Genomic DNA, 19,110 nt, shown 5'->3' with positions numbered 1-19,110 from the left:
TCCCCCACCATCACACGATGATTCCGTCATTAAGCCTTCTGGCTACAGCCTACTGCCCAGACGCCTCAGCTTTGTTAATTGCGGTTTCTTCATCCTCAATAATGCCGAATTCCATCAATAGATCCTCCAGATCTTCCATGGAAATAGGAGTAGGAACCGTCAGCATATCGTTATTCAAAATCTTACCTGCCAGCTCTTCATACTCCGCAGCCTGCTTATGTTCCGGGTTATATTGGGTAACAGTCATACGGCGCAGCTCAGCATGCTGCACAACATTGTCACGCGGCAAAAAGTGGATCATCTGCGTATTCAGTCTTCTTGCAAGCTCTGTAATCAATTCCGCTTCCAGGTCCGTATTCCGGCTGTTGCAGATTAATCCGCCCAAACGCACCCCGCCGCTGTTAGCATACTTCAATATCCCGCGCGCAATATTGTTGGCAGCGTACATAGCCATCATTTCGCCTGAGCATACAATGTAGATTTCCTGCGCCTTCTTCTCCCGGATCGGCATGGCGAAGCCCCCGCACACGACGTCCCCCAGTACATCGTAGGAAACAAAATCCAGCCCTTCGTAGGCTCCCTCTTCCTCCAGAAAATTAATGGCTGTGATGATGCCGCGTCCTGCACAGCCGACACCAGGCTCTGGCCCGCCACATTCCACGTTCAGAATGTCACCGAAGCCCTTCTGTACAACATCCTCCAGCTCCAAATCCTCTACCGTGCCCCTTTCAGCAGCCAGATGTAGCACGGTCTGTTGGGCCTTCGTATTCAAAATAAGACGGGTGGAGTCTGCCTTGGGATCACAGCCTACGATCATAATTTTTTGTTTGAATTTGGTCGCGAGTTGAGCCAGTGTATTCTGCGAGGTTGTCGATTTGCCGATACCGCCTTTACCGTAAAACGCAATTTGTCTCATATTTTCTCAGCCTCCAAAATGTTCAATGGGTAAATCCGAATGATTGCCCTTAACTCCCTTATTGCGCTTACTTCCCTTATTGCTTTGCACAGGATACATATAACGCAGAAATTTTACATATTCCAGAACGGATTCCTCAATATCCCCGCCGCATACAATAGGCAGCACGCCAGCTTCCTGCAATGCGTCTTTGGGGGCTTCGCCTATGCCGGACGACAGCAGCAATGCACAGTCATGCACCATGGAAAGGATCTCCTTCATCGTCTCGACCTTGTCTCCATTGCAATCGGCTTTCCCATGGCAGTAGGATTGCACCTTACGAATGCCTATGAAATTTACGATAGTCCCGTCGCTTTCATAGATCATGAATTCCTTGGCACGACCGAAATGCTGATTCACCTTCCCTCCGCCACGACTGGCCACAGCGATTAGGACTGGCTTTGAGGTAAAGCTTGCTTCAGGCTTATCCTCCGATAACGGGCAGCTACATCCAACCCCGGTTGACGTTTTTTTGTGGTGCGATTGTCCCTCCTTGCGTTCCATTCTCACTCTCACCTTCTCATCCAGTTCTTTCTGAAATTGTGCCCTTGCCTCTTCATCCATGGGAGGAGCAGCCGCAATGTTCTCCCATGTAAAATCCTGATTGCGATCCTCGCCCAGCAGTCCAATCGCATCCGCCCTGCACTGACGGCAATGGCGCATAATGACAGCTCCCGCCTCAGCACATTGCTCCTGTAGCTGCCGGACCAGACGGGGACGGGGGGCCCGCATCCCTTCCTGCTCATACTGACTGCCGGGTGCGATGATGAGCGGCATAATGTTGTGCAGTACCGCGCCGTGCTCCTTGACCACCCTGGCTACCTCTGGCAGATGGGCATCATTGACTTCGGGAATCAGCACCGAGTTTACCTTGCACAATACGCCTCTCGAAGCCAGCATCTTCAAGCCTGCCAGCTGGCGATCAATCAACAGCCGCGCGGCCTCCTCTCCTGCATAGCGTTTTCCTTCATCGTAGACCCATCCATAAATGCGGCTCCCCACCACTGGATCTACAGCATTAATCGTGATCGTGACATGCGAAATACCCAACTCTACAATCCTGTCGATATGCCTGATCAAGGTAAGGCCATTCGTGCTGAGACAGAATATGACATCCTTAACTGTCTCACGGACCCGGCGGAAGGTATCGAAAGTTGCCTCCGCATTGGCCAGCGGATCTCCAGGTCCCGCAATGCCGACAACGGACAGTTGCATCAGCTGTGCCGCTACGCCATAGGTCTTGCTCGCCGCCTGCTCCGGCGTGAGCAGTTCACTAACAACGCCGGGACGGCTTTCATTGACGCAATCGAATTTGCGGTTGCAATAATGGCACTGAATATTGCATGCCGGGGCTACTGGAAGATGAATGCGCGCAAAATAGCGATGTGCCTCTTCGTTATAACAGGGATGTCGTCTGAGGGTGTCCAATGCTAAGGGGGTTTCCGAGAGATCAGCTAAAGAGTCCATTCATTCCCTCCTCTCCACGTTATATTCCCTTACACAATTCTCTGTTTTTGTCTGGAATATAATTACATCTTAGAGAAAGGGACAAATACAGTCAATTCGCTTCTCCATGAAATCCCTGACATTTATCCTCATTTCACATATGTGTCAAATTTTACGTCAAGTAATATATCATATACTTTACATGTGCGCGGTTACATTTCATATTCTCAATAACATCAAGACGTAAAAAAAGAGAGTCCGTAAATACGGCTCTCCTTTTAAGACAAGAAATTTCATTATATATTTTGGGAAATAGTCTCCGCTTATCATTCCTTCACATCTATTTCCGTCCCATCGACTTTCGTTCCATCGACTTCTTTTTCATCTACCTCTGCTGCCTCTACTTCATCCGCTTCGTCACTGCTCTCTTCCTCTATTAAGGCTTTTGGCGTGTAGAGCTTGGGAATCGGCACGTTTGCCCAATCCATATCGGATGCAAAATAAAAGCTCGTGTAGGACGGCTGGTTATACCCAGTATTTTGACGCGCCACATCCGCGCGATACTGCGGATCATGCATCAACGTGTACAATTTATGCGTCGTAGGTTCTGTGCTCAGATAGATACGGATTGCTGAGCTATCCGCTGTACGGACGAGCATTTCCTCGCGCCAATCACCGAAAATGTCGGCTACCAGCGATGGCGTTCCTTTCGTATAGTTGTTCGTTTTGGTTCCAGTGGCGGTCAACAATGTACCTCGTTTCCAATCCTCAATGGTTGGGGTTACATCAATTGCGCCGTTTACGATTTGTGTGGTCATATCAGCTGCCCATTTGATACTCATATTGGTACCCGGCATCTTTGTATCCAGCTGTTTACCCGCTGCGGTCCACAGGCCGATGGCCCAGGTCTCCAGACCTCGCTGATCCGGGTCGATGTCACCGACCATTCCCCGACCTGTATCCTTGCCGGAATATGCGCCGTAAATGATTTCACCTGTTTTGGCATCCCGCAAAGAATAGCCATATGGAGCGTAAGTGCCACCTTCATGTACCATAAAGATTTCTTTGCCGGGGCGATCCGGGTCAATATCGGTTACATGCAGCGCATCGCCGTGTCCCAATCTGGCGGTTTGACCCGGAGTTGCGCTTTCAGGAGGCATGACATCAAATGAGCTGTACAACAGGCTGCCATCATGGTCAATCGTGGCAGAACCGTATACGATTTCGTCCTTGCCGTCACTGTCCACATCCACCATGCTCAAAGAATGCGCTCCTTGTGTGGTCAAGGTGCCAAATTTCGGGTCCGTTCCATCACGCCCATGCGGACTATCGTTAAATGGATTGGTCATCGGTGCCCAGCCACTGTCCACCATCCAATGTTTTTGGAGATGGCGACCATCCCATGTGTAGGTAGCCAAGGTGGAACGCGTATAATAGCCGCGTGCAAATACAGCGTACGGCTTGCGCCCGTCCAGGTAAGCCACACCTGCCAGGAAGCGGTCTACACGGTTGGCGGGTTCAATCCGGGCCATAGCATAGTCACCCCACATGAGGCCATCGTCATGACGCTCCGGCTCATAGCGGATGGTATCCAGCTCAGCTCCCGTTTTCCCCTTGAAAATCGTCAAATACTCCGGTCCATCGACAATGAAGCCCTCGAACTCTCTCAGCTTGTTTTTGTCGCTCCGTGATAGTGCATATACATCCATAAAGTAGTCTGTCAGGCTTTCCGCATCCTTTCGGGATAGCGGATAACTGTACTTCGGAGCGATGCCAAAGCATTCCTCCAGCGTAGCAGGCCATTGTCCCTTGACCACTTCTTCATGCTTCGTCCAGTTCATGAACATGTTCACCACATGCTCATAATAATCCGAGCGACTCAAACGGTAATCGTCCTCATGTGTAATCCCTGCTTTGCGATCCTCGCGTGGCAGAGTAATATACTTTTCTTTTTTCGGCTTGCCTTTCTTATCAAAAGAAATCATTTTGGTCCCTGGAGCCGTTTTGAACATCAGCTCGGCTTTACCATCGCCGTCAAAATCGTACACCATCATCTGGGTATAATGTGCACCTGATCGAATATTCACGCCCAAGTCGATCCGATACAACAGCTTGCCTTCGGCCGTATACGCATCGACATACGTATTTCCGGTATACCCCTTCTGAGATACATCCTTGGAGTTCGACGGGTCCCATTTTACAAAAAATTCATATTGCCCGTCTCCATCCACATCCCCCACACTCATATCGTTGGCCGAATAAGTATAGGATTCACCTGCGGGTGTTACGCCATCGGCAGGCTTTTGGAGAGGAAGTTCATAGTAACCCTGTTGCCATGGCTTCACTTTGGCGCTACGATCCTTTTCTTTGCCTTTTACGACTGAAGCTACTCTGTACACCGCATTTCCGGTTCCTTCCTTATCCACATAGTTGGTGCTGTCGCTCACCGTCGCGATCTTCTTACCGTCACGGTATACGTTAAAGTCTGCTCCTGTCAGCCCCGTTGAACCGTAACCGTTCACTTCTTGAGCCAATAACCGCCAGCTTAAAAATACCCCCTCCTGCGTCACCGCAGCTACCAGTCCGCGATCCAGCTTTTCCAGCTGAATGCTGCCGCTACGGTTCTGTTCTACTGCAATTGCTGATTCCGCCTGCAGTGTGGGTTCGGATAAGTCTTCCGCAGCCACTCCTCCAGTCGTCCCCGTCATCGCCAGCATCGCTGCCAACGCGGCGGTCAAGCTTCCCTTTCGCCACACGCCTTTCCCTCGAGCCATTCAGGTCGTCCTCCTCAATTGTATTGTGATGACAAGCTAATACCTGAAATGATTGCGCTTACATAAATTAAATTTCCTTACTATTATAGTTTTGCCGTTCCCCCAAACGCGTTTAAATATCCGAGGATTTCTCTACACAAATCCGTGTTGTTTACTCATTCCAAATAAAACAGTCCTCACCAAGCATGTATGAAAACGGCATGTTAAGGGCTGAACACCGCCAAACTCCCCATGAAGGCAGGGGACTGCAAAAACACAAAAGGAAATATAAAAAACGGACAGTGGATTGTTCCCATTGTCCGTTTTCGTATGTTCGCGCTAGCTATGGATTAGGATTCGTCCTGGTTACTACAAGCTAGTGAGGGACAAATGAACTGAAATCGTCCCTGCTTGACTGATCCGCATGATAAAATACTACATCCCCGTCCTGTAAATGAAAGATATGCCCGTACGGGTCTTTTATCTCTCTGCGGTAACCCTCCAGTTGCCACTGGTTCAACAGCGGGCCATTTATATACTGTAAATGTGGATGCTCAGCGTCCCCCTGACGCAGTGACTCCACATTAAAGCGGACGACGATAAAGCCCGTTTTCTTGAATATATCTGTATGCTCGTTTAGCTCCTGACGGCGACTGACCTCGCGCAAATTCGTGCCTTTGGTGACTGCGTAAACATCAGCAGGCAAGCTATATTCACCATACCAGCGCTGAATCGACGCATTAGCGCGGTCCACGTTGACCCCATCTGGCAGGTCTGTCTTTGGACCAATCAAGGTACGCACAGCCGCAGGCAGCACCAGCCAGTCGTAGCGTCCAATCCAGGTCTTGCTGCGTGCAATACGCTGGGCATACAGAGAAACATAGCGTTCCAGTGTCAACTGGCTTTGTTGTGCTTCACTCAGCTCATGCTTGTATTGGTAGGCTGCCGCGTCCTGCATTTCCTCCATCGGCACATTGCGTAGCCGTTCATTCAAAATAACATAGCGCTTTTCCCGGTCCTCCGCCGATCCCAAACGGATAAATTTTCGACTGCCGGAATGTGTATACAGATCTACCTCTTCCCGCTGTCGCCCATCTTTGCTCACCCAATAGAACGATGGCGTGATGCGAATACCGTCCTTGGCGCTAAACATATTGCCTTTGGTTTTGAGGTCAAACTTGAAATGATAACCTGTCTTGACCGCCACATTTGCATAACCTTCATATGGGTGACTACCGGGGCGAACGGGCAAGGTGAATGGCTCCGGGTTCCCTCTAGGCAACCCGTCAATATTGCCAAGCCCCGTCCAATAGGACAGACCGCTATGCGCTGGACTTCCTTTTCGCTGCCGAAATACCCGCTCCCAATGGTAATCGGCAATATCCGTGATATGAAAATCGTACATCCGTCCGATGACCTCAATATTCACCACATCATTGGCAACATGATGGGCTATATCCATGTTGGCATGGCGCTGTTCGGTGAACCCGTCCGGTGCATTTTCGGCAATGGTACGGAACTCTACTGTATAGTTGCCTTCATCCACCCATACGGGCAAATAAAAGTCTGTGTCGAGCTGCAGCACCGGAATGTCGATCCAGGTACCTCGTGGATAAAATATTGTCTTTCCTTTGTCGTACACATCGAACGGAAATCTCACCTGCTTGGTTCGTACATATTTGGCATACTCCCGATCACCATAGCCAGGAATGTTCAAATGCGGACCTGCTGTCGAGATCGTCACCCGGAAAGGGCGCTCCAAAATAAGCGCGGATCGTCCCTTCGTAGGTTGGGTTTTCTGATTATGAGCAGCATCGTCCGACACACTAGACAGATTCACTACGGGAGTGTGGACAGTCACTGTATTGATTCCCTGTATCGGGAACGTTTTATCCGCACCTCCATTGTTATTTCCCTTGAGAATAGCGTAAGTGATGTCACCGCTGCTGGGCGTATTGGACTTATTTATCTTATGCTTATCAATCACATGATTCGGACTGTACAGCACATCCGGCCCAATCGCTCCGGAAGAGGGTATAACGCCTGGCTTAGGGCCATTCACCTTGACGCGCTCCGGATTCATAATGATTTTATTTTCAAAGGTCAGAGTATCGTTCTCCACTTCGATTTCCTTTACCGCCCCCTCTGCCTTGGATTTCAGTGCACTGCGGTCATCAGGCACACTTGGCTTGCTGCTGCCACCGTTTTTGCTACGGCTGCCGCCATCCACTGTCCCGGGTGCAGGGGGCGGATAAAAATTGCCCTGAGTCGCTGCAACATAGGAAGGGGGTGTATAGGATTGCGGACGCAGGGTGATTGTTTCATTAGGTAACGCATAATTTCGGAGCGTAGCCTCCTTGATGCCATACACCTCCAAATTGTCTATCGCCCAATATGAATACGGACGAACAATTTGGTAAGTGTAGGTTCGCTTCACCGTCTCACTCCGCCGAGATTTTTTCTTAGGCCGCCAGGTCAATCGATATTCTCGTTTTACGTTAACCGTATATGTACACTGGCCTGTCATGTTCACAAACTTATGTTGAAAAAGGTATCTCTTCGCTTGCACATGACCGTATAGGCTTTCAGATGTAGGAATACCTTTGGATACGTCAAATTGTTCACTACCACGCTGGTCTGCTTTGATAACGGCAGATACTGTCGGGTCTAGCTCGGCAGTTTCCAAGCGCAGACCTGGAACGGGGCGGGAGCAGACAACACCTTTTGTTGGTTGTTCATTATCTTGGCAATCTGGGGGTGCTCCCTCTTGGCTTTCTCCAGGCTTCGGACAGCCCTGAGTTTCTTTGTAATACAAATAAGCGGTAAACTGCTCAAAAGAACCGTCATAGGTAAAACCAGGTACAATTCCCGGCAATATATCTCCACTTGGCGGTTTACCTGTCGTGCTTTTCTTATAACCCACATACTCATATTTCGGGTTGGTTGGCGGGGTAAAATCATACAGTTGATCAGCTTTCAGTTCATCTTCTATTGGCGAAAATACGTTGTTAAGTGATTTCCCATCAGTGGTAAAATGCTTGACGATTAGACCACTTTCCAGTTCGATTTTGAACAGGATGGGTTGGTAGATGCGCCAGGCTTTGACCTCTTTGGCACAGTTCGGACAGCTCTCTTCCTTGATATCTTTGGCTTGAACTTGCGCATTCAGCCTTATATTTACCGTTATCGGAATAATAGTAGTATCCGTCCCAATCCCCTGCTTCTGGAAGGGGCGAATATCTTTCTCTTCTGTGCCTTTACTCATGTGATCAGAAAAGTCCTCATAGAGATCGGATCTAGACTTTGTAAAATACTTTATATAATCAGGATTTTTTTGGTTATCTGGTAATGTTAAGTTATACAGGTGCGCATCAACACTCTTAATTTTACGACCTGGAAAATTAAATTTGTAGGTGAACTTGGCTTCACCCTGCATGTCCTTGTCGGGCTGCTTACCACCATCAGTGACCCAGGTCCCAGCGGTATTCTTCCACATGTCGAAATACATCATGCCGACAAAGTATCGATCATTCCTATCGGCAAAATAGGATAGCGGTGTGATTTCCGTATCGGCTGCCGCCTTGTCGATGGGAAAAGAAAAAGGCGGGAGCTGCAACAAAAGCAGTACCCCCACCAGCAATACGGCCAGAATGCGTTGTGTCTTCTTCATGTGCTTAATTACCTTTCCATGGGTTGACCATAATCGGAATATAGCCATCTCCTTGCAAGCGGAAAGCGATGTACTCAATGTCTTGTAGTTTGAAGGATTTATAATTTTTCACACCATAAAATTCTTCATCACTGTATGAATAGATTTTGTAATAAACCATTTTTGTTCCATCTCCGTTATCTTTCGTCATATCATCCATTACAGAACGAAGACGTGCATCCTTGTTCTTAGTCAGATAAAAAATGCCTCCCGCTGTAGACTTTGTTTTCACTCTCATGCTCAGGTAAGGCACACCCTCTGGGGACGTGTACGGCTCAACTGAATAAATATCACGAAGCAGTTTGATAGGTAGATCAGACTGCTTAAAAATCAATACCTTGTCATATGGCTTACCAAGAACATCGTTCAAAAGGGCAGGTATAGTTCCAATGATTTTTTTATATGGTTCAATGCTGACTTTTTGGAGTCCTTTATCCTCCAGCGCAGCAATTTCCTTCTTCCCAATCCAGACCCAGCGGCTGACCTTATCCCACTCTACCGTTTGCCCCAGACCCTCACTTACCAACCGCAGCGGCACAAAAGTACGATTCTGCTTCAAAATAATCTTTGTCTCATACGTTTTGGTCTGTCCATCCACGATAGCGGTATTTTGACCCACTGTCATGTTAACGGCATGTGCATCATTTTTAATCGACACAGCCAATTGGCCGCCTGTTTTCTCCCAGCCTACCTTAGCCCCTAGCGCTTCGGATACAAAACGAATCGGAACCATCACATAATCGTTACTATCCTGAAAAGGTTTGGCATCTGGAAACTGTATTTTTTTCGCGTTTAACAAGACTTCAATGGGTTTGGTGCTGCTTGCCGCCTCCGTCGTTGGAATCGTACTTGTCGCGCCCCATAGCAACGTGACTGCGGTCAAACTCAACATCCATTTTTTCATACTCATCTCTCTATCCCCTTTGTCAGCTTAAACTTTAAACTATGTATATCATCTCTAATCTCATAAACTTATCGCATCCCCACTTTCGGAAAATACTGGATACAACTTATATATTATAGGGTTTCCCTATTACAAAATCTATAAGAAAAACTTCTAATACAAAGCATTCCAAACAAATAGACTCTATTGAGCACCCCCTCCCCCCTAAATCATAGAACTGACTCTTTAAAAAAGTTATATTTCCGCAAAATATCAACAAAAAAGGGCTGCCTCTCCCCTATGAAGGAAGAAACAGCCCGTGTGCTTCACGCGCAACAAAACTATGAATATATCAGATCATACCACCATATGGATTATTCCAGCATCATCCAATATTTCTTACATCATAAATCATACCGGACTAAAAATCAAACGTTACTTTTCTCTCACGAAACATTTCAAAGATCATTCATGTATACCTGGACTTCCAGCTTGATAGAGTTGCTCATACACGTCCTTGTTGACCATCCTCAGCCCAAACAATCTGCGAATACGCTGTCCCGGCTTGGCCTTGAAGGTCACCGTCGCTTGATCCTTCCCCTCCAGATATGCAGTCGGAATAGCGGCATTAACGTTGTAAAACTTATCAGCCTCATCAAAACCTTCACTAAAATGCTCAAGCAGATGACCGTTAATCAAAATATCAAAACCGCAGTTAGGCATTTCCAGCGTAGCTGTGTAGGTAATGACCAACAGCATCGGAGCAGATGGATCTGTATTTAAATCAAAAGAAAACCAGCCATCAATTCCCGCATTCCGGTAAGGTCGGTTATTCACATATCCGGTGCGAGTCGAAGCATCTCCCTGGAAGTTATGATCCCGCTCTGGCTGCATTTCTCCGGGTTGGGCAAAATCAATCGTGCACTGCTCCAGAATCGCCAGCTTTTCGCGTGCCGTTGTGTATTCCTGTTCCGCCTCCTGCCACGCTTCCTTCGCAAAAATGTCCCAGTATACGGAATACGTACGGTCATGCATTTTATACAGAGGAGACAATTCCACATCCCGGGGATGCCCTGCATTCAAGGTACGAAACGTATTCTTCTTGCCTTTCACGGGCTGTATCCAGGCATCTAGCTCCTCCGTTAGAGGAATGAATACGGGTGTGTACAGGAAATCCTTGGCTTTAGGATCTTCCAAGGGTCCCAAGTCGCCTGCCAGCACCAGCGGTCCATACATGACAGCCGCCCGACCCGGATTATCCGGCATCTGCTCCAGCCTCAGCGACATCGGAATCGTCACCTCTACAGCATCACCGTCAATCCATGTTCTGGCGATGGAGACAAAGCTGCCCGGTTCCGATACGACCGATTGTTCCTTGCCATTTACACGAATGGTAATTCCTTGTTCAGCCCAATATGGATAGCGGATGAGTAGCGTAAATGGAGCTGGTTGATCGCATTGAATCTCCAGCGTCGTATGATCCGTATCTGGATAGGAAGTGTTTTGTTTTAGCGTAACGCCTCTGTCCTTCCATTCCAGCGTGGAGGCAATGAACTGATTGACATACAGCTTATCGTGATCGTGAAAATAAATGCCGCTGCCGTAGCTCGCATGGTTTTCCATCCCTGTGCCGACACAGCACGTAAAATCATCAAATTGGCTTTCAAAATGCTTGTGCCCGCCCATCGCCAGTGACAGAAAATACGTTACGCCCCCGTGAACCGGGTCCTGCGAAGCCAAAATATGATTGAATAGACCTCGCTCATAAAAGTCCGCTTCCTTGGCGGAAGCATTCCATTGAAACAGATGATTGGTCAGCTTAAGCATGTTATAGGTATTGCACGTCTCCGTCGTATGAGGCCCGATGCGATCATTCAAGCCATCTGGCGCTCCAAAATATTCTCCAAAGCTATTCCCGCCAATAACATACGAATGATGATCCACCACCCGCTCCCAAAAAAACTCCACCGTCTCTCGGCGCTTCGTGTCATTCGTGAGCTCATATTCCTTGGCAAGCCCGATCAGCTTCGGAATTTGTGTATTGGCGTGAATGCCCTGCAAACAGTCTTCCTGCGAGCTAAGCGGGTCCAGCACCAGCTTGTGCCAGAAGCACTCAGCCAGCCACAAGTAGCGCTCTTCCCCGGTATCCGCATACAAATCGGCCAATACCTCATTCATGCCTCCATATTCGCAAAACATCATCTGCTGCATCTGCTCATCGCTCATCGGCTTCATAATTCCTTCGAGCCAGTCTGCCAGCTTACGCTCCACATCTAATGCCTTATTACAGCCTGTCAAATGGTACGCATCCCGCAGGCCAGCGAATAATTTGTGTAGTGTATACAAGGGGGCCCAGGCACCGTTCAGGTCAAAGCCCTTCGAGCGAATATTTCCAGCAGACACCTCTTCAAAAAGTTCCTTTCCCCCTGGAATACCGGATACATATCCGTCACCATGCGCCGCCTGACAAACGTCCAGTTCATCCGTAATGTAATGTGCGATTTCTTTAAAACGCTCATCGCCTGTTGAAGCATACATCATGGAGCAAGCGGACAAATAATGTCCCAGTGTATGACCGGAAATAGTCATCGCTTCCCAGCCTTCATATGGAGGCGCTTTGGGCGCAAGTCCGGCATATTCCCGAAAACGCGCCAGCAGGCGGTCTGGTTGAAGCTCCAACAGATAAGATCGGTTCAGCTCCATCGCCTGTTTGAAGGGACCTTCAAACAATACCACCTCGTTCAGTGCGAACGGCCTTGCTTTCATATGGGCTTTTGCTTTAAGAGTCACTTTCCGTTCCTCCTTTAAGGCGAATTTGGGATAAAAAACGCATATCAGACACAATGAGCCGTTACGCGCCACTGCCAGAGGTTTGCCCCCACTGCTGGTACAGCTGCGTTCTCGCCTCTGTAATGCCGGGATGAAACTGAATCAGCGCATGCTTCCGTGCAAAATGGACCTCACGGATCGCCTCCTGCACCCGCTGTTCTCCGCCTGCTCCGCCGAGTCCAGCGGCATGGAGCATAGAAGCGGCGGCTAATCGACCTTGGGCCATCGCGACCAGCCCGCTTTCGATGCCGGTAATATTGCCGGCAACATACAACCCTTTGAGCGAGGTTTCCATTCGCTCACCATGCAGTGGAACATGCCCGCCTAGCTCAGGGCTGTACACGAATTTGCACCCGGCTACCGCCGCCAGCTCAGCGAGCGGGTACAAGCCGCCGCTCAGCGCCACGAAGTCGGCGGGTTCGACGCGCTCGCTACCGGGAATAGGCGAGCCGTCCGGTTTAACGTGGACCAGGGTCACGGATTCGACCCGGTGCTGCCCGTTGACGGACAGCACCGCCGTCCGCAATCGGATCGGGATATCCCACAGACGGAAGCCTCTGTGGGGATAGCAGCACGCGATGAGTTTCTCCATCCGCATCGCAGCTGCCAGCTTGCCGCCGGCGCGCATCCAGGCGGCCGGGGCCAGCCCCGACAGCTGAAGCAGCAGCTTCGCGGAGGCTGTCGGATCTGCGGCTGCACCAGCCAACGGATTGGCGCACGGCAGTGTAATCGCCGTTACCCTTACCCCGGCAACGGATAGCTCGCGGGCAATCGCCATCGACAATACGTTCATGCCCACTATGATGCCGCGTTCTCCCGGCTTGACGTAATGAACGTTGGTCATTACCTGCGCAGCCCCGATGGACATTACTCCTGGCAATGTCCAGCCATCCAGCGGAACGGGAATTTCGGCAGCTCCAGTCGCCAGCAATACGTAATCCGCAGTGAACAATCCACAGGAAGTGGAAATTTCCCACGTTGTCGTATATTCCATGCCATGTACGGAAACGCCGCAGCGAATGTCCACCCCAAGCTCCACGCAACGGGTAATCAGCTCATCCGAAACGTGTTTTCCAACCCACCAGCCTTGACTGCCTTCCTCATGATATTGCCCGGGCATACGTCCACCCGGCTCTGTAAACTCATCCAGTACCGTGACTGGCAATCCTTGCTCAGCAGCCGATACCGCTGCGGACAATCCGGCGGGACCCGCACCAATGACGATGAGATGCGCCATTTCATTCATGTCACAATTCTCCCTGTGATTTCATTCGAAAGCTGCCGTCCGGTTTCCACCACCATACCTTCCTCCAGCTTGGTCAGGCAGGAACGGACGGCACCGAACGGATGAACCGTCAGGCGGCATTCGTTACAATGCCCAATGGCACAGTATACACCTCTGGCCGTACCGGATTCCTCATGCCTTCTCAGCAAACGGACACCGCTGGCCAGCAGTGCTGCTGCCAATGGCTCTCCAGCCAATCCCTGCATGGGACGACCGTCAAAAATAAAAGATACCTGCCGCCGTTCCGGCTTTGGTCCCAAAATAGGATGATTTACAATACGCATGCGGCTCATAAAGAACCTCTCTCTGCCAGCTGCCCAAACGTTATGGGACGCACGGGAGGCCTTTGGGATAACAGCTCCGCCTCCCGGCGGGCGGCAGGAACCTGATTGTAAAACCATGACTCCACCAATTGTCGGCATACCCTGCCCTGACATGCCCCCATCGTCACCCGTGTAGCCATTTTAAGCTGGCGCACGGTGTCCACGCCCATGCGGCAGGCCTGCTCCATCTGTGCGATACTCACTTCTTCACAGCGACATACGAGCAAATGACCTGATGCGCTCCCAACCGTCTCACTTCGTCCCGTCGCCCGTTTACTCATAGCTGATCGCACAGGTTTTAATCGCTGAATAAAAATCCAGCGCCGCCTGGCCCTGTTCCCGGGTATGTGAACTGGATTGCTTCAGACCGCCGAACGGAGCCTGGTATTCAACACCAGCCGTCTCCTGATTAACCCGGACCATACCGGCGTTCGCCTCATCCAGAAACCGGTGAGCCAGCCGTAAATCGCGGGTGAATAGAGAGGCACTTAATCCATAAATAGAATCATTGCACAGTCGAATCGCATCCTCAAAGTCGTCCGCCGGCACGACCCCCATCACAGGTCCAAAAATCTCCTCCTGAATCAAAGGATGAGACGAATTCAGTCCAGTCGCGACCAGTGGACGCACATAATACCCGTTCTCCGTCCCGGCGGTGGCTCCGCCTTCAGCCAAAATGTCGGCTTCCCGGCGGGCGAGTGATATATAGGACATGACCTTCTCATACTGACCTGCGGATGCCAGAGGTCCAAGATACGCACTGGGGTCCAGTGCAGGGGCGATCTGAATTTTTTCCACCGCTTGGCGTAAGGCTTCCGTGAACGTCTCATAGACAGACTGTTCCACAATCACCCGACTGGTGGCCGTACATTTTTGCCCGGCTGAACGGAAAGCTCCGCTGGCAATCATCGCCACCGCCTGTGCTACATCCGCGTCCTTCAGCACCACAGCGGCATTTTTACCGCCCATTTCGGTCTGGTACTTGATATTACGGCGTGCGCACCGTCCCGCAATGCCCAAACCTGTAGCAGTAGAACCCGTGAAGCTGACCGCGTCCAGTACCGGATGCTCCAGTAAGGCATCGCCAATGCGGTTACCTTGCCCAATGACTAAGTTCAGTACGCCGGGCGGAAGCTGCACCGCCTCGAATAGCTCGGCGACCCGTACTGCCGTTAATGAAGCATGTTCGGCAGGCTTCCAGATGACCGTGTTTCCGCACAAGAGTGCAGGGGCGATTTTCCATAGCGGAATAGCTACCGGAAAATTCCACGGCGTAATGACAGCCGTTACCCCCAGCGGAATACGCTTCGTGTATTGGAGCACTCCCGGCTCATTCGAAGGAATGACTGTACCGATGGAACGTACGCCCTCTGCCGCATAGTACCGGAGTAGATGGACACCTCGCATGACCTCTCCGCGCATCTCGGTAATCGGCTTGCCCATCTCACGGCTAGCCAGTTCAGCCAATTCAGGTAATGCTGCCTCTAGTAACCCGGCTGCTTTGAACAGATAAGCTCCCCGCGCTGCGGGACTTAGCGCGGCCCAGCCCGTCTGAGCCAGCCGAGCTGCATCCCCGGCCTGTGTAATATCGCCCGTCTCTGAAAAATGGACGACTCCCACCTCCTCCTTCAAGGCCGAAGGATTGTGAACCACCATTTCCTCGCCGGAAGGGCTCAGCCACTCACCGCCGATCCAATTTCGGCTCTCCATCGCCTTCACCTCCATTCAGGATGATACTTCGCTTGGACGAACCGCCACCTCAAATGCTTCGCGAATGCGGTCATAATCCGCCTGCGGCAGCGCAAGTCTGGGCGGACGTGTCGGACCGACCGGAAATCCAGCCAGTTCCATCATATATTTGATGGACTGTACTAATTGTGGGCTGGCATCATAGTGGAACAGCGGCAGTAGCCTGCGATACAACGCAGACGCTTCTGCCATATTTCCCGCCTGCGCAAGACGGAACAGCTCTACCCCTTCCTTGGGCAGCGCATTAGGCACCCCCGAAATCCAGCCTGTCGCGCCGAATAATGCCCCCTCCATCGCCAGATTATCTACTCCGACCATAACCTCCAGCTCTGTCTGGGCCAAAATAGCGTGAATACGCCGTACATCACCGGAAAATTCCTTGACTGCTACGATATTTTCAATACGCGACAAGTCCGCAAGAATATCTGGAGTCAAGTCAACCTTGTAATCATGGGGGTTGTTATACGCAATGATCGGCAGGCCCACCTCCGATAATGCTTCATAATGGGCCGTTACCTCGTGAGGCAGGGGATTGTAATTAATGGGCGGCAGTGCCATGACACCCGCTGCCCCGGCATCCTTCGCATGCTGAATCCAATGCACCGCCTGTTTGGTGGACGGAGCCGCCGAGCCGACAACAACCGGGACACGCCCTGCCGCAGCGTCAATTACGGTATGCACAACCTGCGACCGTTCCTCTGGGGACAAAGCCGCATATTCTCCCAGCGATCCCGTAGGAACCAGTCCGCTAATGCCGCTTGCAATCAGATGCTCGCACAGCTCGGTCAGACGCTTATGGTCTACCTCCAGCTCTGCCGTGAACGGTGTAACCAAGGCCACATATACACCTTCAAAACGTGCCATATGCTCACCAACCCTTTCCCATCTTTATTTTCATATTCAGCATTCGGGTTTGATGCAAAATGCTCACATCAGCAAAAAACCTTCTTTAAGCGGGTCCTCGGGGTCCAACACAAATTGATGATGTCCCGTCACCCAAGCCGAGCCTGTAATTTGTGGAATGACTGCCGGATAAGGACCTATCTGCGTCTCGCCCACGATTTCAGCCCGAAACATGGAACCTGTGATGCTTTCATGTACAAACGGCTCATGTAAGCCCAGTTTTCCCTTGGCGTGCAGCACCGCTACCTTGGCCGAGGTTCCTGTACCACAAGGGGAACGATCGATCCCTCCCGGTGGGATGACGACGACGTTGCGGCAATCGGCCTGTGGAGCCACAGGCTCCCCGTAAAATTCAATATGCGTCAATCCTTGAATAACCGGATTTTCAGGATATACTACCTCAACAACAGCATTCACTGCCTCCCGAATCTGCACTGCTGTTTGTACAATTTTTGCCCCATTGCTCTGCTCCAGTGCAAGACCGATGGAAGCCGCCTCTACAATGCCGTAAAAGTTGCCTCCATACGCAATATCCAGCGTGACTTGCCCGATACCCTCTACCTGGACCTTCACCTCACGGCGGTACACAAAAGAAGGGATGTTTGTGAATGTTACTTGTCGCACCTTGCCCGCATCCACATCCAGCCGCACTTGAACCGGGCCTGCCGGAGTGTCCAGCAATATAGACTTTTTATCCTCAGCAATCAGCCCGCCTTCCATCAGCGCTGTACATACTCCAATCGTATCGTGACCGCACATCGGTAAATAGCCGCCAGTCTCTATAAAGACCACCCCCATATCTGCACCTGGATGACAAGGTTCTGTTAAAATGCAGCCAGACATCACCTCATGCCCTCGCGGCTCGAACATCAGCAAACGGCGAAAATCATCATGATGTGCTGCCATATAAGTCATTTTTTCCAGCATCGTATGACCTACCAGCTTAGGCGCGCCGTGAATGACCGTTCGCGTCGGATTGCCTCCCGTATGGGTATCAATGGTAGTAATTCTGCCCGTTACACTCATCCGGTTACCTCCCCGTGAACCTCGTGGCTGGTAAAAGCCTCGCCAAATCGGTCATATCGCAACGGCTCCACCGGAATGCAAGTGGATTCACCGCGTACCATTTCAGTCACCAGCTTCCCCGTCACCGCCGCAAGACTAATGCCATCCCCCTCATGACCAGAAGCGATATACAGCCCCGGTACTTCGTCCACTGCCGATACAATTGGCAAATGATCAGGTGTCCATGGACGCAAGCCGGTATACGCCCGCATCAGCGGTATATTGGCTAAAGCAGGGAAAAAGCGAATGGCTCTGCGGGCGATTAAGCGAATCACTTGCTGATCGACACCTGTGTCCATACCGACAAACTGACGGCTGCTGCCGATCAGAATATTTTGGGATGCGGTTGGCTCGAATACTAGCGCTACACCGTATTTTTCATAAAGCTCATCCACACTCCGCTGACCGCCAAACTTGCTCATAAGATAGCCGAACTCCATTACCTTGCGGTTCCCAATGGAAGGCATTCGGGCAGACACCAGTATATGTCCTTTGCGCGGCATGATCGGAAGGTCCAAACCGAGTGAATGACCGATGCTGCGTGTCCACACACCTGCCGCCAATACCACTGCACCTGCATGGATAACACCATTGGGCGTCTTCACCCCGCGGACGTTCCCCCCTTCGTCCTTAAGGACAGATTGTATCGGTGTGCGGGGCAGTAGCCTCGCTCCCATCCGACGCGCGGCCCCGGCCAGTGCATACGTCATCAACACCGGATTCACGGTGGAATCTGTCGCACACTCCAGCCCGCCCGGCAAATCTTTCGCTAAATGCGGCCATTCCTCTCGCAAATCCTGCTGATCCAGCATGCGAAACTGGAGTCCTTCCTGCTGCTGACGGGTTACCCATTGCTCAGCCGCCTGCATCTCCTGATCGTTTTCACAGACCAGAATACTGCCAGGCGCACGATACTCGAACTCATCCTCCAGTTCCCTAGCCAGCTCTGCCACCAGCTCCTGCGATACCAACGACATTCGACTGTCAAACCCGGGCTCTTTATCGATTGCCAATATATTTCCATCACAACGGGACGAAGTGCCTCCAGCAATCTCCCCTCGCTCAGCCAGCACGACCTTCATACCGGTCTTAGCCGCATAATAAGCGATGGCTGTACCGATGATTCCACCGCCTACAATGACCAGATCCGCGGCATCCTGTTTCATTCGCTTCCCCTCCCTTCGACCGTTTTAATCTGTTTGAGAGGTAT

Annotated in this window: 13 protein-coding genes; all 13 read right to left on the bottom strand. The window is 50.8% G+C overall.

Features of this window, described 5'->3' with window-relative positions; all coding sequences use genetic code 11:
* Positions 1 to 49 precede the first annotated feature (49 nt).
* Positions 50 to 916 (bottom strand): nitrogenase iron protein, encoded by an 867-nt coding sequence (gene nifH / locus ACWGXJ_RS05575; protein WP_023987270.1) that lies wholly within the window; start codon positions 914 to 916, stop codon positions 50 to 52.
* A gap of 6 nt (positions 917 to 922) precedes the next feature.
* A complete protein-coding gene (gene nifB, locus ACWGXJ_RS05570) occupies positions 923 to 2,422 on the bottom strand; it encodes a nitrogenase cofactor biosynthesis protein NifB (RefSeq protein WP_452566359.1) in 1,500 nt (499 codons plus the stop codon).
* A 305-nt stretch (positions 2,423 to 2,727) separates the two neighbouring features.
* Positions 2,728 to 5,175, bottom strand: coding sequence for a rhamnogalacturonan lyase (locus ACWGXJ_RS05565; protein ID WP_452566358.1), 2,448 nt, complete (start codon positions 5,173 to 5,175; stop codon positions 2,728 to 2,730).
* A gap of 355 nt (positions 5,176 to 5,530) precedes the next feature.
* Entirely contained in the window at positions 5,531 to 8,824 is a 3,294-nt protein-coding gene (locus tag ACWGXJ_RS05560; protein WP_452566357.1) for a DUF5704 domain-containing protein, read from the bottom strand.
* Positions 8,825 to 8,828: 4 nt separating this feature from the next.
* Positions 8,829 to 9,773 carry a copper amine oxidase N-terminal domain-containing protein gene (locus tag ACWGXJ_RS05555; protein WP_452566356.1) on the bottom strand — a complete coding sequence of 315 codons (945 nt, stop codon included), beginning with the start codon at positions 9,771 to 9,773 and terminating at the stop codon, positions 8,829 to 8,831.
* Positions 9,774 to 10,211: 438 nt separating this feature from the next.
* Positions 10,212 to 12,512 carry a beta-L-arabinofuranosidase domain-containing protein gene (locus tag ACWGXJ_RS05550; protein WP_452567869.1) on the bottom strand — a complete coding sequence of 767 codons (2,301 nt, stop codon included), beginning with the start codon at positions 12,510 to 12,512 and terminating at the stop codon, positions 10,212 to 10,214.
* Between the two features lie 85 nt (positions 12,513 to 12,597).
* Positions 12,598 to 13,821: an NAD(P)/FAD-dependent oxidoreductase gene (locus tag ACWGXJ_RS05545; protein WP_452566355.1), complete on the bottom strand. Its 1,224-nt coding sequence runs from the start codon at positions 13,819 to 13,821 to the stop codon at positions 12,598 to 12,600.
* Positions 13,818 to 14,153 carry a (2Fe-2S)-binding protein gene (locus ACWGXJ_RS05540; protein ID WP_250267573.1) on the bottom strand — a complete coding sequence of 112 codons (336 nt, stop codon included), beginning with the start codon at positions 14,151 to 14,153 and terminating at the stop codon, positions 13,818 to 13,820. Before ACWGXJ_RS05540 ends, ACWGXJ_RS05545 begins: the two co-directional genes overlap by 4 nt.
* Positions 14,150 to 14,464 (bottom strand): (2Fe-2S)-binding protein, encoded by a 315-nt coding sequence (locus ACWGXJ_RS05535; protein WP_452566354.1) that lies wholly within the window; start codon positions 14,462 to 14,464, stop codon positions 14,150 to 14,152. Before ACWGXJ_RS05535 ends, ACWGXJ_RS05540 begins: the two co-directional genes overlap by 4 nt.
* Positions 14,457 to 15,893 carry an aldehyde dehydrogenase family protein gene (locus tag ACWGXJ_RS05530; RefSeq protein ID WP_452566353.1) on the bottom strand — a complete coding sequence of 479 codons (1,437 nt, stop codon included), beginning with the start codon at positions 15,891 to 15,893 and terminating at the stop codon, positions 14,457 to 14,459. The genes ACWGXJ_RS05535 and ACWGXJ_RS05530 overlap by 8 nt, the downstream gene beginning before the upstream one ends.
* A 15-nt stretch (positions 15,894 to 15,908) precedes the next feature.
* Positions 15,909 to 16,796, bottom strand: coding sequence for a dihydrodipicolinate synthase family protein (locus tag ACWGXJ_RS05525; RefSeq protein ID WP_235307458.1), 888 nt, complete (start codon positions 16,794 to 16,796; stop codon positions 15,909 to 15,911).
* A gap of 63 nt (positions 16,797 to 16,859) precedes the next feature.
* Positions 16,860 to 17,861: a proline racemase family protein gene (locus ACWGXJ_RS05520; protein ID WP_452566352.1), complete on the bottom strand. Its 1,002-nt coding sequence runs from the start codon at positions 17,859 to 17,861 to the stop codon at positions 16,860 to 16,862.
* Positions 17,858 to 19,066 (bottom strand): NAD(P)/FAD-dependent oxidoreductase, encoded by a 1,209-nt coding sequence (locus ACWGXJ_RS05515; RefSeq protein WP_452566351.1) that lies wholly within the window; start codon positions 19,064 to 19,066, stop codon positions 17,858 to 17,860. Before ACWGXJ_RS05515 ends, ACWGXJ_RS05520 begins: the two co-directional genes overlap by 4 nt.
* Between the last annotated feature and the right edge of the window lie 44 nt (positions 19,067 to 19,110).

Source organism: Paenibacillus sp. S33, assembly GCF_053615415.1.
The sequence above is the reverse complement of the archived record's forward strand: the minus strand, read 5'-3'. Positions and strand labels throughout refer to the sequence as shown.

Coding starts and splice junctions, on each gene's coding strand:
- ACWGXJ_RS05540 (WP_250267573.1), bottom strand. CDS start 14,153: ATGAGCCGCATGCGTATTGTAAATCATCCTATTTTGGGACCAAAGCCG.
- ACWGXJ_RS05555 (WP_452566356.1), bottom strand. CDS start 9,773: ATGAGTATGAAAAAATGGATGTTGAGTTTGACCGCAGTCACGTTGCTA.
- ACWGXJ_RS05560 (WP_452566357.1), bottom strand. CDS start 8,824: ATGAAGAAGACACAACGCATTCTGGCCGTATTGCTGGTGGGGGTACTG.
- nifH (WP_023987270.1), bottom strand. CDS start 916: ATGAGACAAATTGCGTTTTACGGTAAAGGCGGTATCGGCAAATCGACA.
- ACWGXJ_RS05565 (WP_452566358.1), bottom strand. CDS start 5,175: ATGGCTCGAGGGAAAGGCGTGTGGCGAAAGGGAAGCTTGACCGCCGCG.
- ACWGXJ_RS05535 (WP_452566354.1), bottom strand. CDS start 14,464: ATGAGTAAACGGGCGACGGGACGAAGTGAGACGGTTGGGAGCGCATCA.
- ACWGXJ_RS05530 (WP_452566353.1), bottom strand. CDS start 15,893: ATGGAGAGCCGAAATTGGATCGGCGGTGAGTGGCTGAGCCCTTCCGGC.
- ACWGXJ_RS05515 (WP_452566351.1), bottom strand. CDS start 19,066: ATGAAACAGGATGCCGCGGATCTGGTCATTGTAGGCGGTGGAATCATC.
- nifB (WP_452566359.1), bottom strand. CDS start 2,422: ATGGACTCTTTAGCTGATCTCTCGGAAACCCCCTTAGCATTGGACACC.
- ACWGXJ_RS05545 (WP_452566355.1), bottom strand. CDS start 13,821: ATGAATGAAATGGCGCATCTCATCGTCATTGGTGCGGGTCCCGCCGGA.
- ACWGXJ_RS05550 (WP_452567869.1), bottom strand. CDS start 12,512: ATGAAAGCAAGGCCGTTCGCACTGAACGAGGTGGTATTGTTTGAAGGT.
- ACWGXJ_RS05520 (WP_452566352.1), bottom strand. CDS start 17,861: ATGAGTGTAACGGGCAGAATTACTACCATTGATACCCATACGGGAGGC.
- ACWGXJ_RS05525 (WP_235307458.1), bottom strand. CDS start 16,796: ATGGCACGTTTTGAAGGTGTATATGTGGCCTTGGTTACACCGTTCACG.